The sequence below is a fragment of the Oerskovia rustica genome (assembly GCF_014836555.1).
Taxonomy (GTDB): domain Bacteria; phylum Actinomycetota; class Actinomycetes; order Actinomycetales; family Cellulomonadaceae; genus Oerskovia; species Oerskovia rustica.
In genome coordinates this window covers 146616-164377 of the sequence record NZ_JACSQQ010000006.1, presented here as the reverse complement: position 1 = coordinate 164377, position 17762 = coordinate 146616, and the positions used below count along the sequence as shown (strand labels likewise).

General features: G+C 73.1%; 19 protein-coding genes. 6 read left to right on the top strand and 13 right to left on the bottom strand.

The window, feature by feature from the left end:
* Window positions 1-119 precede the first annotated feature (119 nt).
* From ruvC to H9652_RS05375, 12 genes are all read right to left on the bottom strand, one after another.
* Complete coding sequence (ruvC, locus tag H9652_RS05430) at window positions 120-683, bottom strand: crossover junction endodeoxyribonuclease RuvC (RefSeq protein ID WP_191795335.1); 564 nt, start codon at window positions 681-683, stop codon at window positions 120-122.
* Between the two features lie 86 nt (window positions 684-769).
* Window positions 770-1528, bottom strand: coding sequence for a YebC/PmpR family DNA-binding transcriptional regulator (locus H9652_RS05425; RefSeq protein ID WP_138824356.1), 759 nt, complete (start codon window positions 1526-1528; stop codon window positions 770-772).
* A 7-nt stretch (window positions 1529-1535) separates the two neighbouring features.
* Window positions 1536-2195: a pyridoxal 5'-phosphate synthase glutaminase subunit PdxT gene (gene pdxT / locus H9652_RS05420; protein WP_191795353.1), complete on the bottom strand. Its 660-nt coding sequence runs from the start codon at window positions 2193-2195 to the stop codon at window positions 1536-1538.
* Window positions 2196-2332: 137 nt separating this feature from the next.
* Complete coding sequence (locus H9652_RS05415; protein WP_191795334.1) at window positions 2333-2983, bottom strand: NUDIX hydrolase; 651 nt, start codon at window positions 2981-2983, stop codon at window positions 2333-2335.
* Window positions 2984-3041: 58 nt separating this feature from the next.
* Window positions 3042-3965: a pyridoxal 5'-phosphate synthase lyase subunit PdxS gene (gene pdxS, locus H9652_RS05410; protein ID WP_191795333.1), complete on the bottom strand. Its 924-nt coding sequence runs from the start codon at window positions 3963-3965 to the stop codon at window positions 3042-3044.
* A 121-nt stretch (window positions 3966-4086) separates the two neighbouring features.
* Window positions 4087-4758 carry a hypothetical protein gene (locus H9652_RS05405; RefSeq protein WP_191795332.1) on the bottom strand — a complete coding sequence of 224 codons (672 nt, stop codon included), beginning with the start codon at window positions 4756-4758 and terminating at the stop codon, window positions 4087-4089.
* Window positions 4755-5966 carry a glycosyltransferase family 4 protein gene (locus tag H9652_RS05400; RefSeq protein WP_191795352.1) on the bottom strand — a complete coding sequence of 404 codons (1212 nt, stop codon included), beginning with the start codon at window positions 5964-5966 and terminating at the stop codon, window positions 4755-4757. Before H9652_RS05400 ends, H9652_RS05405 begins: the two co-directional genes overlap by 4 nt.
* Window positions 5967-5968: 2 nt before the next feature.
* Window positions 5969-6955 (bottom strand): phosphatidylinositol mannoside acyltransferase, encoded by a 987-nt coding sequence (locus H9652_RS05395; RefSeq protein WP_404821996.1) that lies wholly within the window; start codon window positions 6953-6955, stop codon window positions 5969-5971.
* Between the two features lies 1 nt (window position 6956).
* Window positions 6957-7607 (bottom strand): phosphatidylinositol phosphate synthase, encoded by a 651-nt coding sequence (gene pgsA, locus H9652_RS05390; protein ID WP_191795330.1) that lies wholly within the window; start codon window positions 7605-7607, stop codon window positions 6957-6959.
* Window positions 7608-8183: an HIT family protein gene (locus H9652_RS05385; RefSeq protein ID WP_191795351.1), complete on the bottom strand. Its 576-nt coding sequence runs from the start codon at window positions 8181-8183 to the stop codon at window positions 7608-7610.
* Window positions 8184-8258: 75 nt separating this feature from the next.
* The gene (gene thrS / locus H9652_RS05380; protein WP_191795329.1) at window positions 8259-10283 is read right to left on the bottom strand and encodes a threonine--tRNA ligase; all 2025 of its coding nucleotides are present in this window, start codon (window positions 10281-10283) and stop codon (window positions 8259-8261) included.
* 106 nt (window positions 10284-10389) lie between these two features.
* Window positions 10390-10596: a hypothetical protein gene (locus H9652_RS05375; RefSeq protein WP_191795328.1), complete on the bottom strand. Its 207-nt coding sequence runs from the start codon at window positions 10594-10596 to the stop codon at window positions 10390-10392.
* 309 nt (window positions 10597-10905) lie between these two features.
* Between H9652_RS05375 and H9652_RS05370 the strand changes: the two genes are divergently transcribed.
* Window positions 10906-11733 (top strand): DUF4184 family protein, encoded by an 828-nt coding sequence (locus tag H9652_RS05370; RefSeq protein ID WP_191795327.1) that lies wholly within the window; start codon window positions 10906-10908, stop codon window positions 11731-11733.
* A gap of 83 nt (window positions 11734-11816) precedes the next feature.
* Here the strand turns inward: H9652_RS05370 and H9652_RS05365 are convergent, their stop codons facing one another.
* Entirely contained in the window at window positions 11817-12479 is a 663-nt protein-coding gene (locus tag H9652_RS05365; RefSeq protein WP_191795326.1) for a DinB family protein, read from the bottom strand.
* A gap of 167 nt (window positions 12480-12646) precedes the next feature.
* Here H9652_RS05365 and H9652_RS05360 point away from each other — a divergent pair, with 167 nt between their 5' ends.
* Genes H9652_RS05360 through H9652_RS05340 form a run of 5 tightly spaced genes read left to right on the top strand, consistent with a single transcriptional unit; the run spans window position 12647 to window position 17605 of the window.
* Window positions 12647-13288, top strand: a complete 642-nt coding sequence (locus H9652_RS05360; protein ID WP_191795325.1) for a M15 family metallopeptidase — start codon at window positions 12647-12649, stop codon at window positions 13286-13288.
* Entirely contained in the window at window positions 13285-14448 is a 1164-nt protein-coding gene (gene alr / locus H9652_RS05355) for an alanine racemase (RefSeq protein ID WP_191795324.1), read from the top strand. Before H9652_RS05360 ends, alr begins: the two co-directional genes overlap by 4 nt.
* Window positions 14448-15539, top strand: coding sequence for a D-alanine--D-alanine ligase family protein (locus H9652_RS05350; protein WP_191795323.1), 1092 nt, complete (start codon window positions 14448-14450; stop codon window positions 15537-15539). Before alr ends, H9652_RS05350 begins: the two co-directional genes overlap by 1 nt.
* A gap of 52 nt (window positions 15540-15591) precedes the next feature.
* A complete protein-coding gene (locus H9652_RS05345) occupies window positions 15592-16869 on the top strand; it encodes a sensor histidine kinase (protein ID WP_191795322.1) in 1278 nt (425 codons plus the stop codon).
* A 55-nt stretch (window positions 16870-16924) separates the two neighbouring features.
* Window positions 16925-17605: a response regulator gene (locus H9652_RS05340; protein WP_191795321.1), complete on the top strand. Its 681-nt coding sequence runs from the start codon at window positions 16925-16927 to the stop codon at window positions 17603-17605.
* Window positions 17606-17762 lie beyond the last annotated feature (157 nt).

Sequence of the window (17762 nt, the reverse complement as noted above, 5' to 3'; positions counted from 1 at the left end):
CCGCGGGGGCCCCGCCCGCGCGCGACCGGCCCCGAACACCTGTACGAACCGTGGGTCACTCTAGCAACGGGCGGCGGTGGTCCCGGGTGAGCCTCGCCGTCGGGCACGGGCGGTGGGGGTCAGCGGCGGGGTCCGCGCGAGGCCTGCTCGGCCGCGGCCCCCGCGCGTTGGGCGGGGGTGAGCTGGTGCCGGTCGCCGCCCTGCAGGGCGCCTGCGGGGCGCCACAGGTGGCAGATCGCGAGGGCCAGGGCGTCGGCGGCGTCGGCGGGCTTGGGCAGCTCCGCGAGCTCGAGGATGCGCGCGACCATGCGCTGGACCTGGATCTTGTCGGCGCGCCCGGTGCCGGTCACGGCGGCCTTGACCTCGCTCGGGGTGTGCATCGCGACGGGCACCCCGCGGCGGGCGGCGGCGACCATCGCGAGGCCGGCGACCTGGGCGGTGCCCATGACGGTGCTGACGTTGTGCTGGGCGAAGACGCGTTCGACGGCCACGACGTCGGGGACGTGCTCGTCCATCCACGCGTCGAGGCGTTGGGAGATGGTGAGCAGGCGCAGGTCGACCGACTGGTCGGGCGGGCTCTGCAGGACCCCGACCGCGACCATGCGGGCGCGCCGGCCGGGCAGCGAGTCGACGACGCCGACCCCGCAGCGGGTCAGTCCTGGGTCCACTCCGAGCACGCGCACGCGCTCACCTTCTCACGGGCCGCCCACGGCGAAGGGCTCCCACGCGTGCGTGCGCGTGGGAGCCCTTCGTCACACCAGGGGGTGGGTCAGTCGTCGTTCTCGAGCTCGGCCATGACCTCGTCGCTCGCGGTGAAGTTCGCGTAGACGTTCTGCACGTCGTCGCTGTCCTCGAGGGCGTCGATGAGGCGCAGGATCTTGCGGGCGCCCTCGGCGTCGACCTCGACCTCCATGGACGGGTGGAAGACGACGTCGGCGGAGTCGTACTCGATGCCGGCGTCCTGCAGCGCGGTGCGGACCGCGACGAGGTCGGTGGCCTCGGTGAGGATCTCGAACGTGTCGCCCTCGTCGGTGACCTCCTCGCCGCCCGCCTCGAGGACGGCCTCCATGACGTCGTCCTCGGTGGTGCCCTCCTTGGGGACCACGATGACGCCCTTGCGGGAGAACAGGTAGGAGACCGAGCCGGGGTCGGCGAGCTGGCCGCCGTTGCGCGTGAACGCGATGCGGACCTCGGCGGCGGCACGGTTCTTGTTGTCGGTGAGGCACTCGACGAGGACGGCGATGCCGCCCGTGCCGTAGCCCTCGTACATGATCGTCTGGTAGTCGGCGCCGCCGGCTTCCTGGCCCGAGCCGCGCTTGAGGGCGCGGTCGATGTTGTCGTTGGGGACCGAGGACTTCTTGGCCTTCTGGACGGCGTCGAAGAGCGTGGGGTTACCGGCGAGGTCCCCGCCGCCCGTGCGGGCCGCGACCTCGATGTTCTTGATGAGCTTGGCGAACAGCTTGCCGCGCTTGGCGTCGATCACGGCCTTCTTGTGCTTGGTCGTAGCCCACTTGGAGTGTCCTGACATACCCCTGTTACTCCTTCACGATTGCGACGAAGAGCTCGTGCACCCGCGCATCGCCCGTGATCTCGGGGTGGAAGGAGGTGGCGAGCAACGTTCCCTGACGTACTGCGACGATTCTACCTGCGGCGTCACCGGTCCCGGCGGCACCGGCGTCCGGCTCGTCGCCGGAGCGTGCGTGCGCGGCCGCGCCGCGGTGGCGGGTGCGGGCCAGGACCTGGACCCCGGGGCCGGTCTCCTCGACCCAGGGGGCGCGGATGAAGGCGGCGGGCACGGGCCCGCCGGGGACGCCGGTCATCTCGACGGACGACTCGAACGAGTCGACCTGGCGCCCGAACGCGTTGCGGCGCACCGTGACGTCCAGCCCGCCGAGGGTCTGCTGGTCGTGCGTGGCGCCCAGGACGCGGTCGGCGAGCAGGATCATGCCGGCGCACGACCCGTACACGGGCAGCCCGGCCCTGATCGCGGTGCGCAGCGGGTCGAACAGCTCGAAGATCCGCAGCAGCTTGTCGATCGTGGTCGACTCCCCGCCGGGGAGCACGAGGCCGTCGAGGCCGCCGAGCTCGGTGGGGCGCCGCACGGTGACGGCGCGGGCGCCGGCCACGTCGAGGGCGGCCACGTGCTCGCGGACGTCGCCCTGCAGGGCGAGTACTCCAATGACCGGTTTCACGATCGCCCATCGTACGTGGTGCGCGTGGGCGGGGTGCGAGGTGCCCGACGGCGGTGCCCGGCTGACGTCGTCGCGCCCGGCCGGGTCCGGGTGGAGCGGGGCGCGGCCGGGCCGGGCTGAACCGGGCCGGGTGGGGCTGGCTACTCGGTGGCTTCGCCGAGGTGGCGGGTGCTCCCGTCCCAGCCGCCGAGGAGCGGTTCGAGGAGGTCGGACAGCCCGGCGGGGAAGACCTCGATGGTCACGGTGCGCAGCTCGGGCAGGGTCCACCAGCGCATCTCGTCGACGACGTCGTGCTCGACCTCGGTCCACCCGTCGCGGGTCAGGGGCCGGCTCGTGTGCTGGTCGGTGAGACGGGCGAGGTAGAAGACCTCGTCCTGACGGCAGCGTTCGCGGTAGAAGTCGAAGATCGCGGAGCGGGTCCACACGGGGCCCTCGAGCGTGGCGGGGTCCAGGTGCAGCCCGGTCTCCTCGCGGACCTCGCGCACCGCGGCGTCGAGGTCGCTCTCGCCGGGTTCGATGCCGCCGCCGATGGTGAACCACCAGGAGCGGTCGGGCTGGTCGGTGTCGTGGCCGCGCGCGAGCAGGACCCGGTCCGCGGCGTCGAGGAGCAGGACGCGGGCGCCGCGCCGGTGGCGCAGCCCGTCGGGGCCGAGGACCCCGGGGGGGCCGAGCGCGCGCGGGGGACCGGGGGGGGGGGCGGGGGGGGCGGCGGCCGCCGCCGGGGGGGGCGCAGCGGGTGCGCCCGCCCCGGTCTGGGCGTGGCCGACAGGCCGGTCGGGGGTGCTCGTCACGAGGAGGTCACGGGGGCGTGGCCCCGGGGCTCCGGGACGCCCCGACCGGCCCGCGGGGTCACCAGCCGCGCTCGGCGAACTGGATCGATCGCGCGGGCTCGTCGACGTTGATGCCGACCATGGCTTCGCCCAGACCGCGCGAGACGTCCGCCAGGACGGCCGGGTCGTCGTAGAACGTGGTGGCCTTGACGATCGCCGCGGCGCGCTGGGCGGGGTTGCCGGACTTGAAGATGCCCGAGCCGACGAACACGCCCTCGGCGCCGAGCTGCATCATCATGGCGGCGTCGGCCGGGGTCGCGATACCGCCCGCGGTGAACATGACCACGGGCAGCTTGCCCGTCGCCGCGATCTCCTTGACGAGCTCGTACGGCGCCTGCAGCTCCTTCGCGGCGACGAACAGCTCGTCCTCCGGCAGGGAGGTCAGGCGGCGGATCTCGGCGCGGATGGTGCGCATGTGCGTCGTCGCGTTGGACACGTCGCCCGTGCCGGCCTCGCCCTTGGAGCGGATCATGGCCGCGCCCTCGGTGATGCGGCGCAGGGCCTCGCCCAGGTTCGTCGCCCCGCACACGAACGGTGCGTCGAACGCCCACTTGTCGATGTGGTGCGCGTAGTCGGCCGGGGTCAGGACCTCGGACTCGTCGATGTAGTCGACACCCAGGGCCTGCAGCACCTGCGCCTCGACGAAGTGGCCGATGCGCGCCTTGGCCATGACCGGGATCGACACGGCCGCGATGATGCCGTCGATCATGTCGGGGTCGCTCATGCGCGAGACGCCACCCTGGGCACGGATGTCCGCCGGGACGCGCTCGAGGGCCATGACGGCCACCGCACCGGCGTCCTCCGCGATCTTCGCCTGCTCGGGCGTGACGACGTCCATGATGACGCCGCCCTTGAGCATCTCGGCCATGCCGCGCTTGACCTTGGCCGAGCCGACGACGTCGGTCACCTGGGGGCTGTTCTCGCCGGAATTCTCCACGGACACCGCGAAACCTCGAATCTTCACGTTGGGACGCACGAGCAGGGGTCACGCTCGTGCCGCCGACATGCTTGCACGTCACCCCCAGTCTACGGAGGCACGCTCACCCCTCGGGCACCGGAACCGCTCAGGGGTTGCGGTCCAGCGCCGGGGGCCACGCGTCGTCCAGCTCGACCGTGACCGGCATGGGCGCGTGCCCCGCCAGGGAGAACGCCCGGGCGTACCACGTACGGCGCAGGCGCTGCGTCTGCGCCACCGCCTCGTTGTGGAACCGGCGGGCGATCTGCGCCCGGTACCAGGCCCCCGCCAACGCGGCCAACAGCTCCGCCCCCACCGGCGAGGCCCGGATCTCCGCGACCTCCTGCGGGTCCTCGAGCGCCGCGCGCAACGTCGCCGACAGGTCGCTCTCCGCCATCGCCCGCTGCATCCCCACCCCCGCCAGGAGGCGAGGCGCCCGCACCACGGGCGTGCCGCCGTCGGGCCTGCGCACCCCCTCCGGGGCCGCCACCAGCTCCGCCAGGCCCGGCACCGCCGCCGCGACCTCCCGCATGCGCAGGTCGTCGTCCAGCACCGCGTACGCCGCCTCCGCGACCAGGACCGAGCTCGCCGGGTCCAGCTCCCCCGCCCCCGCCAGGTCCAACGCCGTCGACGCCCGCCGCTCGAGCTGCGCGTCCAACGCCAGCCGCGACGCCATGACCTTGCGGTGCAACCGGTCCAGGCGCGAAGCCGCGACCCACAGGGCCCACCCCGCCAGCAGCACCACCGCCACCACGATGATGGCGATCTCCGACCACGTCACGACGGGCTCCTCTCCTGCTCCGGGCGGGGCCACAACCCCAACCGACGACCGCCACGCAGCGACGCCGGGTCCTCGTGCACCGGGATCACCGCGTCCGACGCCGCCAACGCCATCTCGTACACCGCGAGCACCTCCGCCGTCACCGTCGACCAGTCGAACCGGCGCACGAACGAGATCGCCCGCTCGCAATACCTCTCCCTGCCTGCCGGGTCCGCCAGGACCCGCACCACCGTCTCCGCCAACGCGGCCGAGTCCCCCACCGGGAACAACGCCCCCGCCTCCCCCTCGTCCAGCACCCGGCGGAACGCCCCCAGGTCCGAGGCCACCACGCACGCCCCCGCGCTCATCGCCTCCACCAGCACGATCCCAAAGGACTCCCCGCCCGTCTGCGGCGCAATGTACAGGTCCACCGACGACAGCAGCGACGCCTTCTCCTCGTCCGAGATCGACCCCAGGAACTCCACGGCGCTCGCGGCCTCGCCCAGAGCCTCCAGGGCGTCCGCGCGCCCCTGGTCCCCACGACCCGCGACCAGGAAGCGCGCCCCCGGGACCTGCTCCAGGATGCGCGGGATCGCGGCCGTCAGGACCGGCAGGCCCTTGCGCGGCTCGTCCAGTCGCCCCAGGAACGCGATCGTCGGCGCATCCGGGGTCCCCTGCCACTTCGCGGACGGCTCCGCGTCGGCGAACGTGTCGACGTACACCCCGTTCGGGATCACGACCGCGTCACCACCCATGTGCTCCACGAGCGTGCGCCGCGCGTCCTCCGAGACCGCGATGCGCGCCGAGATCTTCTCCAGGCTCTGCCGCACCAACGGGTACACCACCTGCAGCGCCCGCGAACGGATCAGCGCCGTGTGGAACGTCGCCACGATCGGACCCTGCGCGATCCACAGCGCCAGCATGCTCAACGACGGCGTCACCGGCTCGTGCAGGTGCAGCACGTCGAACTGGCCCGCGTCCAACCACCGGCGCACCCGCGCCGCCGTGACCGGACCGAACGTCATCCGCGCCACCGACCCGTTGTACTTCACCGGCACCGCACGACCCGCGGACGTGATGTAGTCCGGGATAGGGGTGTCCTCGTCCGCAGGGGCCAGCACCGACACCTCGTGCCCCTGCGCCATGAGCGCCTCCGCCAGGTCCCGGATGTGGAACTGCACACCCCCCGGGACGTCGAACGAGTACGGGCACACGATCCCGACCTTCAGGCTCATGCCGAGCCCACCGCCCCTCCACCCGTCGAACCCTGCGCGTCCTTCGCCCGCGTCCGGGCGTACCGGTCCGGGTCCAGGTCCGCCACGAACACCTTCTGCAGCATGTGCCAGTCCTCCGGGTCCGCGGCGACACCCTCCGCCAGCTGGTCGACCCACGCCTGCGTCACCGCCGCCACCCGCTCGCTGCGTGGCACACCGTCCGGCACCGCGACCTGCGGGAAGAACCGGATCACGATCCCCCACGGCGTCCCCGCCGCCCGCCGCCGGGGCCCCGTCAGCCGCTCGTACCGGATCGACGCCGTCAACAACGGCGCCCCCGTCGAGACCGCCAGCGCCGCCGGCCCCGCAGCCACCCGGGCCCGCTCACCGAACAGGTCCACCTCCACGCCCCGCTCCGTCAGGTCACGGTCCGCGAGCAACGGGATCAGCTTCCCCGGCCCCCGCGCACCGCGCATCAGCTCACGGAACACGTCCCCGTCACCCAGCGCCAGGATCTCGATCCCCAACGAGTTCCGGAACGCCAGGAACTCCTGGAACAGCTCCTCGGGCTTGAGCCGCTCCGCGACCGTCAGCACCGGCGCGATGTGCGGCGTCGCATACGCCCCCGCCAGGTCCCAGTTGCCCATGTGCCCCAGCGCCAGCAACGGCGTCACCCCCTGCGACGTGAACTGCAGGCAGTTCTCGAACCCCTCGAGCCGCACCCGCGCCTCGATCTGCGCAGGCGACGCCGCCGGCAACGTGAACGCCTCCCGGTAGTACCGCATGTACGACCGCATGCCCGCCCGGCTCAACCGGCGCAACCCCCGCGCGTCCAGGTCCGGACGCACCCGCGCCAGATTCCTCTCCAGCTGCGGCACACCCCCCTTGCGCGACGCCCACGCCACGTCCGCGATCACCGTGAACAACCCGCGCAGCACCGGCTCCGGCACCTTGTGCGCGTTGCGCCACGCGAACGTGAACGCCTTGTCCGCACTCACCCCCACCTCAGGCACCACCCTCGGACGCCGCAGCACCCTCCGACGGCGCACCCCCCGCAGCAGCGACCGCCTGACGACGCACCGTCGCCATCCGCTGCACCACCGTCACGGCGCTCGCGACCGCAAGCAGGCCCAGCACCACGACCAGCACCGCGACCGGCAGCCCCAGGCCCACGAGCCCCGCCGCGACGAGCGTCACGACCAGTCGGTCGGCACGCTCCGCGATCCCCACGGCAGCCGTCATGCCCAGCCCCTCGGCCCTGGCCCGCGCGTACGGGACGACCGACCCCAGGACCAGGCACGCGAGCCCCACCGTGATGCCCCACGTGTTCTCCGTGCGCACGAACCACACGATCAGCCCCGTGAAGATCGCGGCGTCCGCCAGCCGGTCCAGCGTCGAGTCCAGGAAAGCGCCCCACGGACCCGAGCGCCCCGACAGGCGCGCCATCACTCCGTCGAGAGCATCCGAGAACGCGAAGACCATGATCGCCATGGTGCCCGCGAACAGGTGCCCCGTCGGGAACAGCCACAGCGCGGACGCCACGACCCCGAGGGTCCCCACGACCGTGACCGCGTCCGGGGACACCCCGACACGCAGCAGGAACGCCGCGATCGGCGTGAACAACTTCGTCACGACGGCGCGCAGCCGACCGAACATCTAGCTCTCCTCGGAAGTGGGCGCCACAGGCGCCACGTCGTTCTCGTCCGCCCCGGCAGCCTGGTCAGGTGCCGCGAACGGTGCCGCACCCCACGCCGCCGCCAACCGGGCCCGGGTGTCCCCCAACAGCTCCGGCACCGCCTTGGTGTGCGCCACGATCGGCAGGAAGTTCGCGTCCCCCGACCAGCGCGGCACCACGTGCTGGTGCAGGTGCGCCGCGATACCGGCCCCCGCGACCGCCCCCTGGTTCATCCCCAGGTTGAACCCGTCAGGACCCGACACCGCGCGCGTGACCCGCATCGCCCGCTGCGACAACCGCGCCAGCTCGTCGGTCTCCTCGGGCGTCAGCTCCGTGTAGTCCGACACGTGCCGGTACGGGCACACCATCAGGTGCCCCGGGTTGTACGGGTACAGGTTGAGCACCACGAAGCACCACGTGCCCCGCGCCACCACCAACCCGTCCTCGTCGGACAGCGCAGGGACCCGGCAGAACGGGCACGACGACGACCGGTCGTCGACCGGCTTGTCCTGCCCACCGATGTAGACCATCCGGTGCGGCGTCCACAACCGGTCCATCCCGTCGTCGAACCGAGGATGCCCCTCCGGGCCCTCGACCGAGTACCCGGCCCCTGCGCCGTCCGACGTCACGCGTCAGACCTGGCTGCGCTCGCGGACCGCAGACACGATCCGCTCGATGGCCTCGGCCACGGGCACGCCGTTGTCCTGGCGCCCGTCGCGGTACCGGAACGACACCGCGCCGGCCTCGACGTCCTCGCCGCCGGCGATGAGCACGAACGGCACCTTCTGGGTGCTGGCCGTGCGGATCTTCTTGCCGAAGCGGTCGTCCGAGTAGTCGACCTCGGCACGGATCCCCTGGGCCCGGAGCTGGGCGACGACGTCTGCCAGGTAGTCGTTGAAGGGCTCCGCGACCGGCACGGCCACGACCTGGACCGGGGCGAGCCACGCCGGGAACGCGCCCGCGTAGTGCTCGGTGAGCACCGCGAAGAAGCGCTCGATCGAGCCGAACAGCGCACGGTGGATCATGACGGGGCGCTGACGCGTGCCGTCCGAGGCCTGGTACTCGAGGTCGAACTTCTCCGGCAGGTTGAAGTCGAGCTGGATGGTCGACATCTGCCAGGTGCGGCCGATCGCGTCCTTCGCTTGGACCGAGATCTTGGGGCCGTAGAAAGCGGCGCCGCCCGGGTCCGGCACGAGGGCCAGGCCCGACTCCTCGGCGACCTGACGCAGCGTCTCGGTCGCCTCCTCCCAGGCGTCGTCCGTGCCGACCGACTTCTCGGGGTCGCGCGTCGAGAGCTCGAGGTAGAAGTCGTCGAGGCCGTAGTCCTTGAGCAGGTCGAGGACGAAGTTGAGCGCGTCGGTCAGCTCGGACTTCATCTGGTCGCGCGTGCAGTAGATGTGCGCGTCGTCCTGGGTGAAGCCGCGGGCCCGGGTCAGGCCGTGCACGACGCCCGACTTCTCGTAGCGGTAGACCGTCCCGAACTCGAAGAGGCGCAGCGGGAGCTCACGGTACGAGCGGCCGCGCGCGTCGAAGATCAGGTTGTGCATGGGGCAGTTCATGGGCTTGAGGTAGTAGTTCTGCCCGGCACGGCGCAGCGTGCCGTCGGCGTCGCGCTCCTCGTCGAGGTGCATGGGGGGGTACATGCCCTCGGCGTACCAGTCGAGGTGCCCGGAGACCTGGTACAGCTTCTCCTTGGTGATGTGCGGGGAGTTGACGAACGAGTAGCCCGCCTCGATGTGCCGCTTGCGCGAGTACTCCTCCATCTCGTTGCGGATGATCCCGCCCTTGGGGTGGAAGACCGCGAGGCCGGAGCCGATCTCGTCCGGGAACGAGAAGAGGTCGAGCTCGACGCCCAGGCGACGGTGGTCGCGGCGCTCGGCCTCGGCCAGGCGCTCGGTGTAGGCGCGCAGCTCGTCCTTGGTGGGCCAGGCCGTGCCGTAGACGCGCTGGAGCTGGGGGTTCTTCTCGCTGCCGCGCCAGTAGGCGGCGGCGCTGCGCATGAGCTGGAAGCCGTTGCCGATGAGGCGAGTGCTGGGCAGGTGCGGGCCCCGGCACAGGTCCTTCCAGGCCACGGAGCCGTCGCGACGAAGGTTGTCGTAGATGGTGAGCTCGCCGGCGCCGACCTCGACCGACACGCCCTCCCCTGCCTCCTCGTCGACCGAGCCGGAGCCCTTGAGGCCGATCAGCTCGAGCTTGTAGGGCTCGTTCGCGAGCTCGGCGCGCGCCTCGTCCTCGGTCACGACGCGACGCTTGAACGTCTGGCCGTCCTTGACGATGCGGGCCATCGCCTTGTCGAGGGCCTTGAGGTCGTCGGGGGTGAACGGGGTCTCGACGTCGAAGTCGTAGTAGAAGCCGTCGCGGATGGGCGGGCCGATGCCGAGCTTCGCGTCCGGGTTGACCTGCTGGACGGCCTGGGCCAGGACGTGCGCGGCGGAGTGGCGCAGCACGTCGAGCCCGTCGGGCGAGTCGATGGTCACGCCCTCGACCTCGTCGCCCTCGGCGACGGCGGTGTCGAGGTCCTTGAGCTGACCGTTCACACGCAGGACGACGACGTCGCGGCGACCCTGGAACAGGTCCACGCCGGTCGTCCCCGTCTCCACCGTGGTCCGTTCCCCGTCGAGAGTGATGGACAAGGGTGACGAGAGAACGTCTGACACGGTGCGCGCTCCTAGCGGCTCGACAGGGCAGTGGAAAGGGCGCCACCAGACGGCGGCGCCCCTCGATGTTACCGACCTCGGCCGGTCGCGTGCTTACCGCGACCGATCAGTCGTTCGCTTCCTTGGCCTTCTCGGCCAGGGTGTCGACGTGCACGTCGACAGAGTCCGGCGCGATTCCCTTGATCTTCTCGGCGACCTCGTCGATCTTGTCGTCGGTCAGGAAGCCCTTGGCCTTGTCGACCAGTCCCCCCAGGCCCTCCTTGGCCTGGTCGGCGGCGGCGGCCGCCTTGTCCTTGGCGTCGTCGATTCCCATGCTCGTCTCCTTCGCACCAGGTCGGTCGCGAGGCTCCTGCCCCGCCCCAGCGAAACTACCGTCGTCCGGAGCTTCCTTCCACGGGAGGGACGACGCCGGCGCCCCGGTCGGGACCGGACCCGGTCCTTCCCTGCTGATCGGTGAGCCGGGGTACGTGGGTCGTGGTTGGGATGTCTGGCCGCTTGGCACACTATTTTCTATCCTGGGGAGGGCGGGTCCGAAAAGTGTGAGATGTCCGACGCTTCCTCGGAGCTTTCCGGGCGTGGGCGGGCTTCCCGCCCCTCGTGGGCCGCTGCCATGATGTGCCGCGTGCCGTACACGCCCGTCCACGCCCTGGTGTCCCTCCCCCTCGCCGGTCGCCGTGTGCGACGCACACTCCCCCCGGACCTGCTCCTCTGGGCCCTGCCTGCCTTCGCGGTCGGCGCGATGGTGCCCGACGCCCCGCTCTTCCTCGACGTCCTGGTCCCCGGCACCGACGAGCTGGCGCATCCCACGCACCGCCTGCTGGGGGTCGTGACCGTGGACCTCGCGCTCGCGCTCGCGTTCACCGCTCTGTGGGTGCTCGTCGTCCGGGGACCGTTCCTGGCCGCGCTCCCCCGCCGGTCCGCGCCGGTGCCCGACGAGTCGACGCGCACGGCGCACCCGCTCGCGGTCGCGGGGGCCGTCGTCGGGCTCGCCGTGGCGGGCACGCTCACGCACGTCCTCTGGGACGACTTCACGCACCTGCGCGGCACCGCCGTCCAGACGTGGGACGTCCTGCGCACACCCGTCGCGGGCGTGCTGGCATACAAGTACCTCCAGCACGGGAGCTCGCTCGTCGGCCTCGTGACGATCGCGGTCCTCACGGTGCGCTGGTGGCGACGCGCAGAGCCGGTCGCCCAGCCGCAGCACCTGCGCTCCGCGGTGCTCGCCGTGTGCGCGGGGGCGGCGGTCGGGATGGTCGGGGCGGTGGTGCGCCTCGTCGCGGCCGACCACGCCGTGACCGTCTTCTCCCTCGCGCGCCTGGCCGCGACGTACCCCGTGCTCGGCGCGGGGATCGGCCTGGTCGTGTGGGCCGCCGTCCGGACGACCTCCCGGCGCCGCGACGGCCGTCCGTCCACCGCCCGGGTCGCGGCGGGCGCCCCCACCCGGGACTGACCGGGCCCGACGACGTCACGCACGCGACGTCGTCGGCTCCCCTCCCCCGCTGGTCTGCACCCCGCGGGCCTGCGCGGGGTCGGTCAGGCGCGCGGCCCCGCGCCGTGGGTACCGCGCGCGCCGCCAAGCGCTTCCGAGCGTCGCTGGGCCTCGTCCGCGACCGCACGCAGCCGGTCGACGTGCCGGGACCGGTCGGCTGCCGAGCGGGGCGTCAGGTTGTCGTCGTCGGCCCTGAGCCCCGCACTCCCGTCGGTCAGCTCGCGCAGGACGTCCGCGTGGCCGGCATGGCGAGCCAGGTCGCCCGTGACGTGAGCCATGACCTGGAGGAGCGTGACGTCGGCACGCCCGGCGGGCCACCAGGGGACCCGCCCGGTCGCGTCGAGGTCACGCGTCGCGATCGTCTCGTCGGCGAAGGCCCAGACCCGGCGGTAGAGATCGACGACCGCGTCGACCGGCTCGTCCACGGTGGCCCACATGTCGGCGTCGTCCTCGGCGTCGTCGGCGATCCAGGGCATCTCGTCCGGGCTCGGCCACTCGCGACCGAACGTCTGGCCGAAGTAGCCGACCTCGACCCCCGCGGCGTGCTTGACCAGCCCGAGCAGGTTCGTCCCCGTGGGCGTCCAGGGCCAGCGGGCCGCGCGCTCGTCGAGCCCCTCGACCTTCCAGAGCAGCGCGTCACGCGCCGCCTGGAGATACCGGTGCAGGACGTCCTTGTCGTCGGTCGTCGTGGTGCGCGGGCTCGCCATCGACCGAGTCTCGCGCGGCGCCGCGGGAACCGCAACGGCACCCACAGCGCGCGGGAGCCCTCCGCCCTGGTGTCACCCCGTGGGGGGACCCAGGGCGGACCCCAGGGACCGACGACCGGTACCCCAGGTGGAGGCCGGAGCCGTGGCCCGCGACCTAGCGTCGTGCCATGCCCAACCCCACGCTGATCGGCGACCCGCAGGTCCGACTCGTCCCGCTCCAGGACGACGGCGACCCGCTCGTCGAGCTCACCTGGATCGACGGCCCCGCGGGCACCGCGGCGCGTCACGTGCGGGCAGGTCTCGCCGACCGGCTCGTCGCCGCGCAGCGCGCGCTCCCCGACGGGCTGCGCCTCTCGCTGTCCGAGGGCTACCGTCCAGTGGCCTCGCAGGCCGAGATCATCGCTCGATACACGTCGTCGCTGCGTGCCCGCCGACCGGACCTCGCACCGTGGGAGATCGTGGAGCTCTCGACGCGCTACGTCGCACCGCTCGACGTGGCACCCCACGTGGCGGGGGCCGCGGTGGACCTGACCCTGGTCGATGCCCGGGGCCGAGAGGTCGACATGGGCTGCCCGCTCGACGCGACGCCCGAGGAGAGCGGCGGCACCTGCTACTTCGCAGCCCCCGGCATCGCACCGGCGGCGCGCGCGTACCGCGACCTCCTCGCCCGCGCCCTGACCCAGGCCGGGCTGGTCAACTACCCGACCGAGTGGTGGCACTGGAGCTACGGAGACCGGTACTGGGCGCTGGTCACGGGTGCACCGCACGCCCTCTACGGGCCCGTGGAGCGGTCGGTGGCCGCAGCATGAGGACCGACCTCCTGCACCGACGCGCCGGCGGTCAGCGGACGACCGTCGTGAGCCGCCCGACCGCGCTCGTCGACCTCGCCGCCCTGCGGGCGAACGCCCGCACGATCACCCGGCTCACGGGCACGCCCCTCCTGGCGGTCGTGAAGGCCGACGGCTACGGGCACGGGGCGGTCGCCCTGGCCCGGGCCGCGCTCGCCGGTGGCGCGAGCGCGCTCGGCGTCACCTCGGTCACCGAGGCGGTCGCGCTGCGACGTGCGGGCATCGACGTCCCGGTCCTGAGCTGGCTCAATGCCCCCGCGACCGACTTCCGCCCCGCGCTGCACGCCCGGGTCGACCTCGCCGTCCCGAGCCTCGACCACCTCGAGGCGATCCGCGCGGCCGTGCGACGCACGGGCGTCACCGCGACGATCCACCTGCACGTCGACATCGGCATGTCGCGCGACGGGGCCGGGCAGGACTCCTGGGGCCGCCTGTGCACCGAGGCGCGCACGGCCGAGGAGGCCCGGGAGGTCGTCGTGCACGGCCTCATGGGTCACCTCGGATGCGCCGATCGCCCCGGGCACCCGACGACGACGCGCGACCTCGACCGGTTCGACCGTGCGACGCGGGTCGCGCACGCAGCCGGCCTGCGCCCGACGGTCCGGCACCTGGGCGGCACGCCCGCCGCGCTGACCGACCCCCGCGCGCGGCTCGACCTGTGCCGCGTCGGGGCAGGCCTGGTCGGGATCGATCCTGCCCGCACCGGGGCGCCGCTGCGTCCCGCCCTGACCCTGCTCGCACCCGTCGTCGCGGTGCGAGAGGCCCGTGCAGGGCAGCGCGTCGGGTACGGCGACGCGCACGTGCTCCCCCGCGCGACGCGGCTCGCGCTGCTGCCCGTGGGGTACGCCGACGGCATCCCCCGGATCGCGTCCGGACGTGCGTCGGTCCTGCTGCACGGGCGGCGCTGCCCCGTCGTGGGCCTCGTCTCGATGGACCAGGTGGTCGTCGACGTCGGGGCGCTACCAGTGGTCGCCGGGGACACCGCCGTGGTCCTCGGACCCGGCGCCGGCGGGGAGCCCACGACCCACGAGTGGGCGCGCTGGGCGGGCACCATCGAGCACGAGATCGTCACAGGCATCGGCCCGCGCGTCGACCGCCGCCACGTCGAGGAGGACCACTGATGGGGACCGCGACCCGCGAGACCCGCGAGACCCACGAGACCAGCGAGGTCGGGCACGCCGAGAGCGGGCTTGCCGGAACCAGGACGGGGGCACGGCTGCGCGTCGCCGTGATCGGCGGCGGACGGAGCTGTGAGCACGACGTGTCCCTGGCGACCGCGGCGTCGATCGGTGACGCGCTCGAGGCGCGCGACGTCGACGTCGTGCGCCTGACGATCGGCCGGGACGGGCGGTGGTCCGACGCAAACGGGCCGCTCGGAGCCGGCGTCGCCGTGAGCCTCACGGCCGCCGTCGGGATCCTCAGCGGGTGCGACGTCGCCTTTCCCGCCGTCCACGGCCCTCGGGGCGAGGACGGCACCCTCGCCGGCCTGCTCGACCTCGCGGGGATCCCGTACGTCGGGTCGGGCGTGCGCGGTGGGGCGCTGGCCATGGACAAGTGGGCCACCAAGCTCGTGGCGCAGGCGCTCGGCATCGCCGTCGCCGAGGGGACGCTGGTGGACGCGCGGTCGCCGCTCCCGACGGTCCGGGCGTTCCCCGTCGTGGTCAAGCCCGTGGCGTCGGGGTCGAGCCACGGTGTCGCGGTCGCGCGCGACGACGTCGAGCTGCGCGAGTCCGTGGCCCGTGCGGGCCTGCTCGACGACCGGGTCCTGGTCGAGGACTTCGTGGTCGGGCGCGAGATCGACGTCGCGGTCCTCGAGACCGCCGGCGGTGCGCGCGTCGTGGGGCCGCCCCTCGAGATCGTGGTCGCGACCGGCGGAGTGTTCGACACGGCCGACAAGTACGACGGCGACCCGACGTTCCTGCTGCCCGCCCCTGTCTCACCGGCCGAGCAGACGACTCTCCGCGACGCCGCGCTCGCACTGTTCGACACGCTCGGCTGCCGCGGTGTCGCCCGCTTCGACTTCTTCCTGTCCCCCGTGCACGGACTGGTCCTCAACGAGGTCAACACGATGCCCGGGATGACGGCGACGTCCCAGGTGCCGAAGATGTTCGCCGCGCTGGGGACGCGCTACGAGGACCTGGTCGAAGGGCTCGTGCTCGCGGCCGCGGCATCGACCGCCGGACCGGCCCCGACGAGCGGGCTCGCCGCCTGATGGTCGTCGACGGTCGTCCGTCCGGGCCGGTCGGGCGTGGGAGCATCCGGGAGTGAGCCCGCCCCACCCCGTGACGCCTCGCGTCGCAGCCACCTGGCCGGCCCCGACCGTCGCCCTGCTCGTCGTCGTCGCGGGATTCGTCGAGGTCGCCCGGGACGCACGGATGACCGACGCGCGCCTCGTCGCCGGCGTCGCGGTCGTCCTGACGACGGCTCTCGCCTGCGCGCTCTTCCGCCGGGCCCCGGGGCTCGCGCTCGGTCTGCTCCTCGTGACCGGCCTGTTCCAGGTCACGACCGGGGCTGCGCTCCTCGCCGTCCAGCTCACCGCTCCCCTCGTCGCTTTCGGGACGTCGCGGTACGGGTCGACGCCGGTCCTGTGGCTCAGTGGCGTCGCGCTCCCGTTCGCCCCGGTCCTCGCGTTCATGTACCTCGGCAGCGACGGCGTGTACGTCTCCAGCGACCTCGTGGCGATCCTGCTGTCCTCGGGGGGCGGGGACCTCGTCGGTCCGGCCCTGGTCGGGTTCGGGTCGCTCGCGTACTTCCTGCTGCCCTGGTTCCTCGGTCTGGTGCTCCGGGGCCGCGAGCGCACGAGCCTGTCCCGACAGGACGAGCAGGCGGCTCTCGCGGCCCTCGACGAGGCCCGGGAGGAGCGCGCGGCGGCGACAGAGATCGCGCGCCTCCAGGCCGGGAACGCCCGTCTGGCGCGGGACGTCCACGACGTCGTCGGGCACTCGCTCGCCGTGATCCTCGCCCAGGCCGAGTCCGCCCAGTACCTCGCCGACGACGATCCCGACGCCGCCAAGCGGGCCATGGCGAGCATCGCGGCCTCCGCACGGCAGTCGTTGCGCGACGTCCGGGCCGTCCTCGGCTCGACCGGGACGCCCACCCCCGCCGGGTTGCTCCCGCAGGGGAGTCTGCAGTCCCTGATCGACGACGTCCGCACCGCAGGCGTCCAGGTCGAGGACGCCGAGTCGGGCGAGCCGCGCGACCTGACCCCCGAGGAGCAGACTGTCGCGTTCCGGGTGCTCCAGGAGATGCTGACGAACGCGCTCAAGCACGGCTGCCGGGACCGCGCCGTCTCGGTCCGCCGGTCGTGGTGCACGGAGCCGGCACGCACCGCACGGACCGGCCCCTCGGGGCGGACGACGTACCTGCTCGTCGAGGTGGCGAACGCCGTCTCCCCCGGGACCGAGCGCGGCGTCGGAGGACGCGGGATCGCCGGGCTGCGTCAGCGGCTCGAACCCTTCGGCGGCCACCTGTCGGTCCGCACCGCGCCCCTGCCGGACGGTGGCGCGACGTTCACGGCGAGCGCGTACGTTCCCCTGTCCTGAGGAGCGGCCGCCGCAGACCGCCCGGCCCACCGCACCACCACCCCCGAGGAGCCGCATGACCACCGCCGAGGACGTCCGCGTCCTGCTCGTCGACGACCAGGAGCTCTTCCGGCAGGGCGTCGGGGTGATCCTCGACGCCCAGCCCGGCATCCGGGTGGTCGGGTCGGCGGCAGACGGCCGGGAGGCCGTGCGTCTGGTCGACGAGCTGGTGCCGGACGTGGTGCTCATGGACCTCCGCATGCCCGTGCTCGACGGAGTGGAGGCCACCCGGCAGATCTTCGCCCCGACGCGGGCCGCGGGTCGGACGCGACCGGTCCGGGTCGTCGTCCTGACGACCTTCGACCTCGACGACCGGGCTGCGACCGCGATCCGCTACGGTGCGAGCGGGTTCCTCCTCAAGGACTCGAGCCCCGAGCAGCTCGCCCACTGCGTCCGCACGGTGCACGCCGGCAACGCCGTCATGGCCCCGCAGGACCTGACGACGCTCCTCGACGGCAGGTTCCGCGCCGTCGCCCCGGTCCCTGGGGAGGTCGGGTCGCTCACGACCAAGGAGCGCAGGGTTCTCGTCCTCGTCGCCACGGGGATGTCGAACGCCGAGATCGGGGCGCGGCTGTTCGTGAGCGAGTCGACCGTCAAGACGCACGTGGGCGCGATCCTGCGCAAGCTCGACCTGCGCGACCGCGTGCAGGTGGTCGTCTACGCGCACGAGCACCGGCTCGTCGACACCGACCGCTGACCGGCGGCTCGTCCTCCGACCGCGCGTGCCAGGCGTGCGGGGTACCAGGAGAACCTCCCGCGACGTAGCGGTCCGACGTACGTTCGGACAGGAGACGGTCCACGGGACCGCATCCGTCGGCCCGGTCCCACCGATCGACGCCACCGACCACCGAGGA

Bases quoted from the DNA above. Each gene is read 5' to 3' on its own strand.
- H9652_RS05360 (WP_191795325.1), top strand. From the start codon at position 12,647: ATGCCCAACCCCACGCTGATCGGCGACCCGCAGGTCCGACTCGTCCCG.
- alr (WP_191795324.1), top strand. From the start codon at position 13,285: ATGAGGACCGACCTCCTGCACCGACGCGCCGGCGGTCAGCGGACGACC.
- H9652_RS05365 (WP_191795326.1), bottom strand. From the start codon at position 12,479: ATGGCGAGCCCGCGCACCACGACGACCGACGACAAGGACGTCCTGCAC.
- H9652_RS05350 (WP_191795323.1), top strand. From the start codon at position 14,448: ATGGGGACCGCGACCCGCGAGACCCGCGAGACCCACGAGACCAGCGAG.
- H9652_RS05375 (WP_191795328.1), bottom strand. From the start codon at position 10,596: ATGGGAATCGACGACGCCAAGGACAAGGCGGCCGCCGCCGCCGACCAG.
- H9652_RS05385 (WP_191795351.1), bottom strand. From the start codon at position 8,183: ATGGACCGGTTGTGGACGCCGCACCGGATGGTCTACATCGGTGGGCAG.
- H9652_RS05425 (WP_138824356.1), bottom strand. From the start codon at position 1,528: ATGTCAGGACACTCCAAGTGGGCTACGACCAAGCACAAGAAGGCCGTG.
- H9652_RS05340 (WP_191795321.1), top strand. From the start codon at position 16,925: ATGACCACCGCCGAGGACGTCCGCGTCCTGCTCGTCGACGACCAGGAG.
- pgsA (WP_191795330.1), bottom strand. From the start codon at position 7,607: ATGTTCGGTCGGCTGCGCGCCGTCGTGACGAAGTTGTTCACGCCGATC.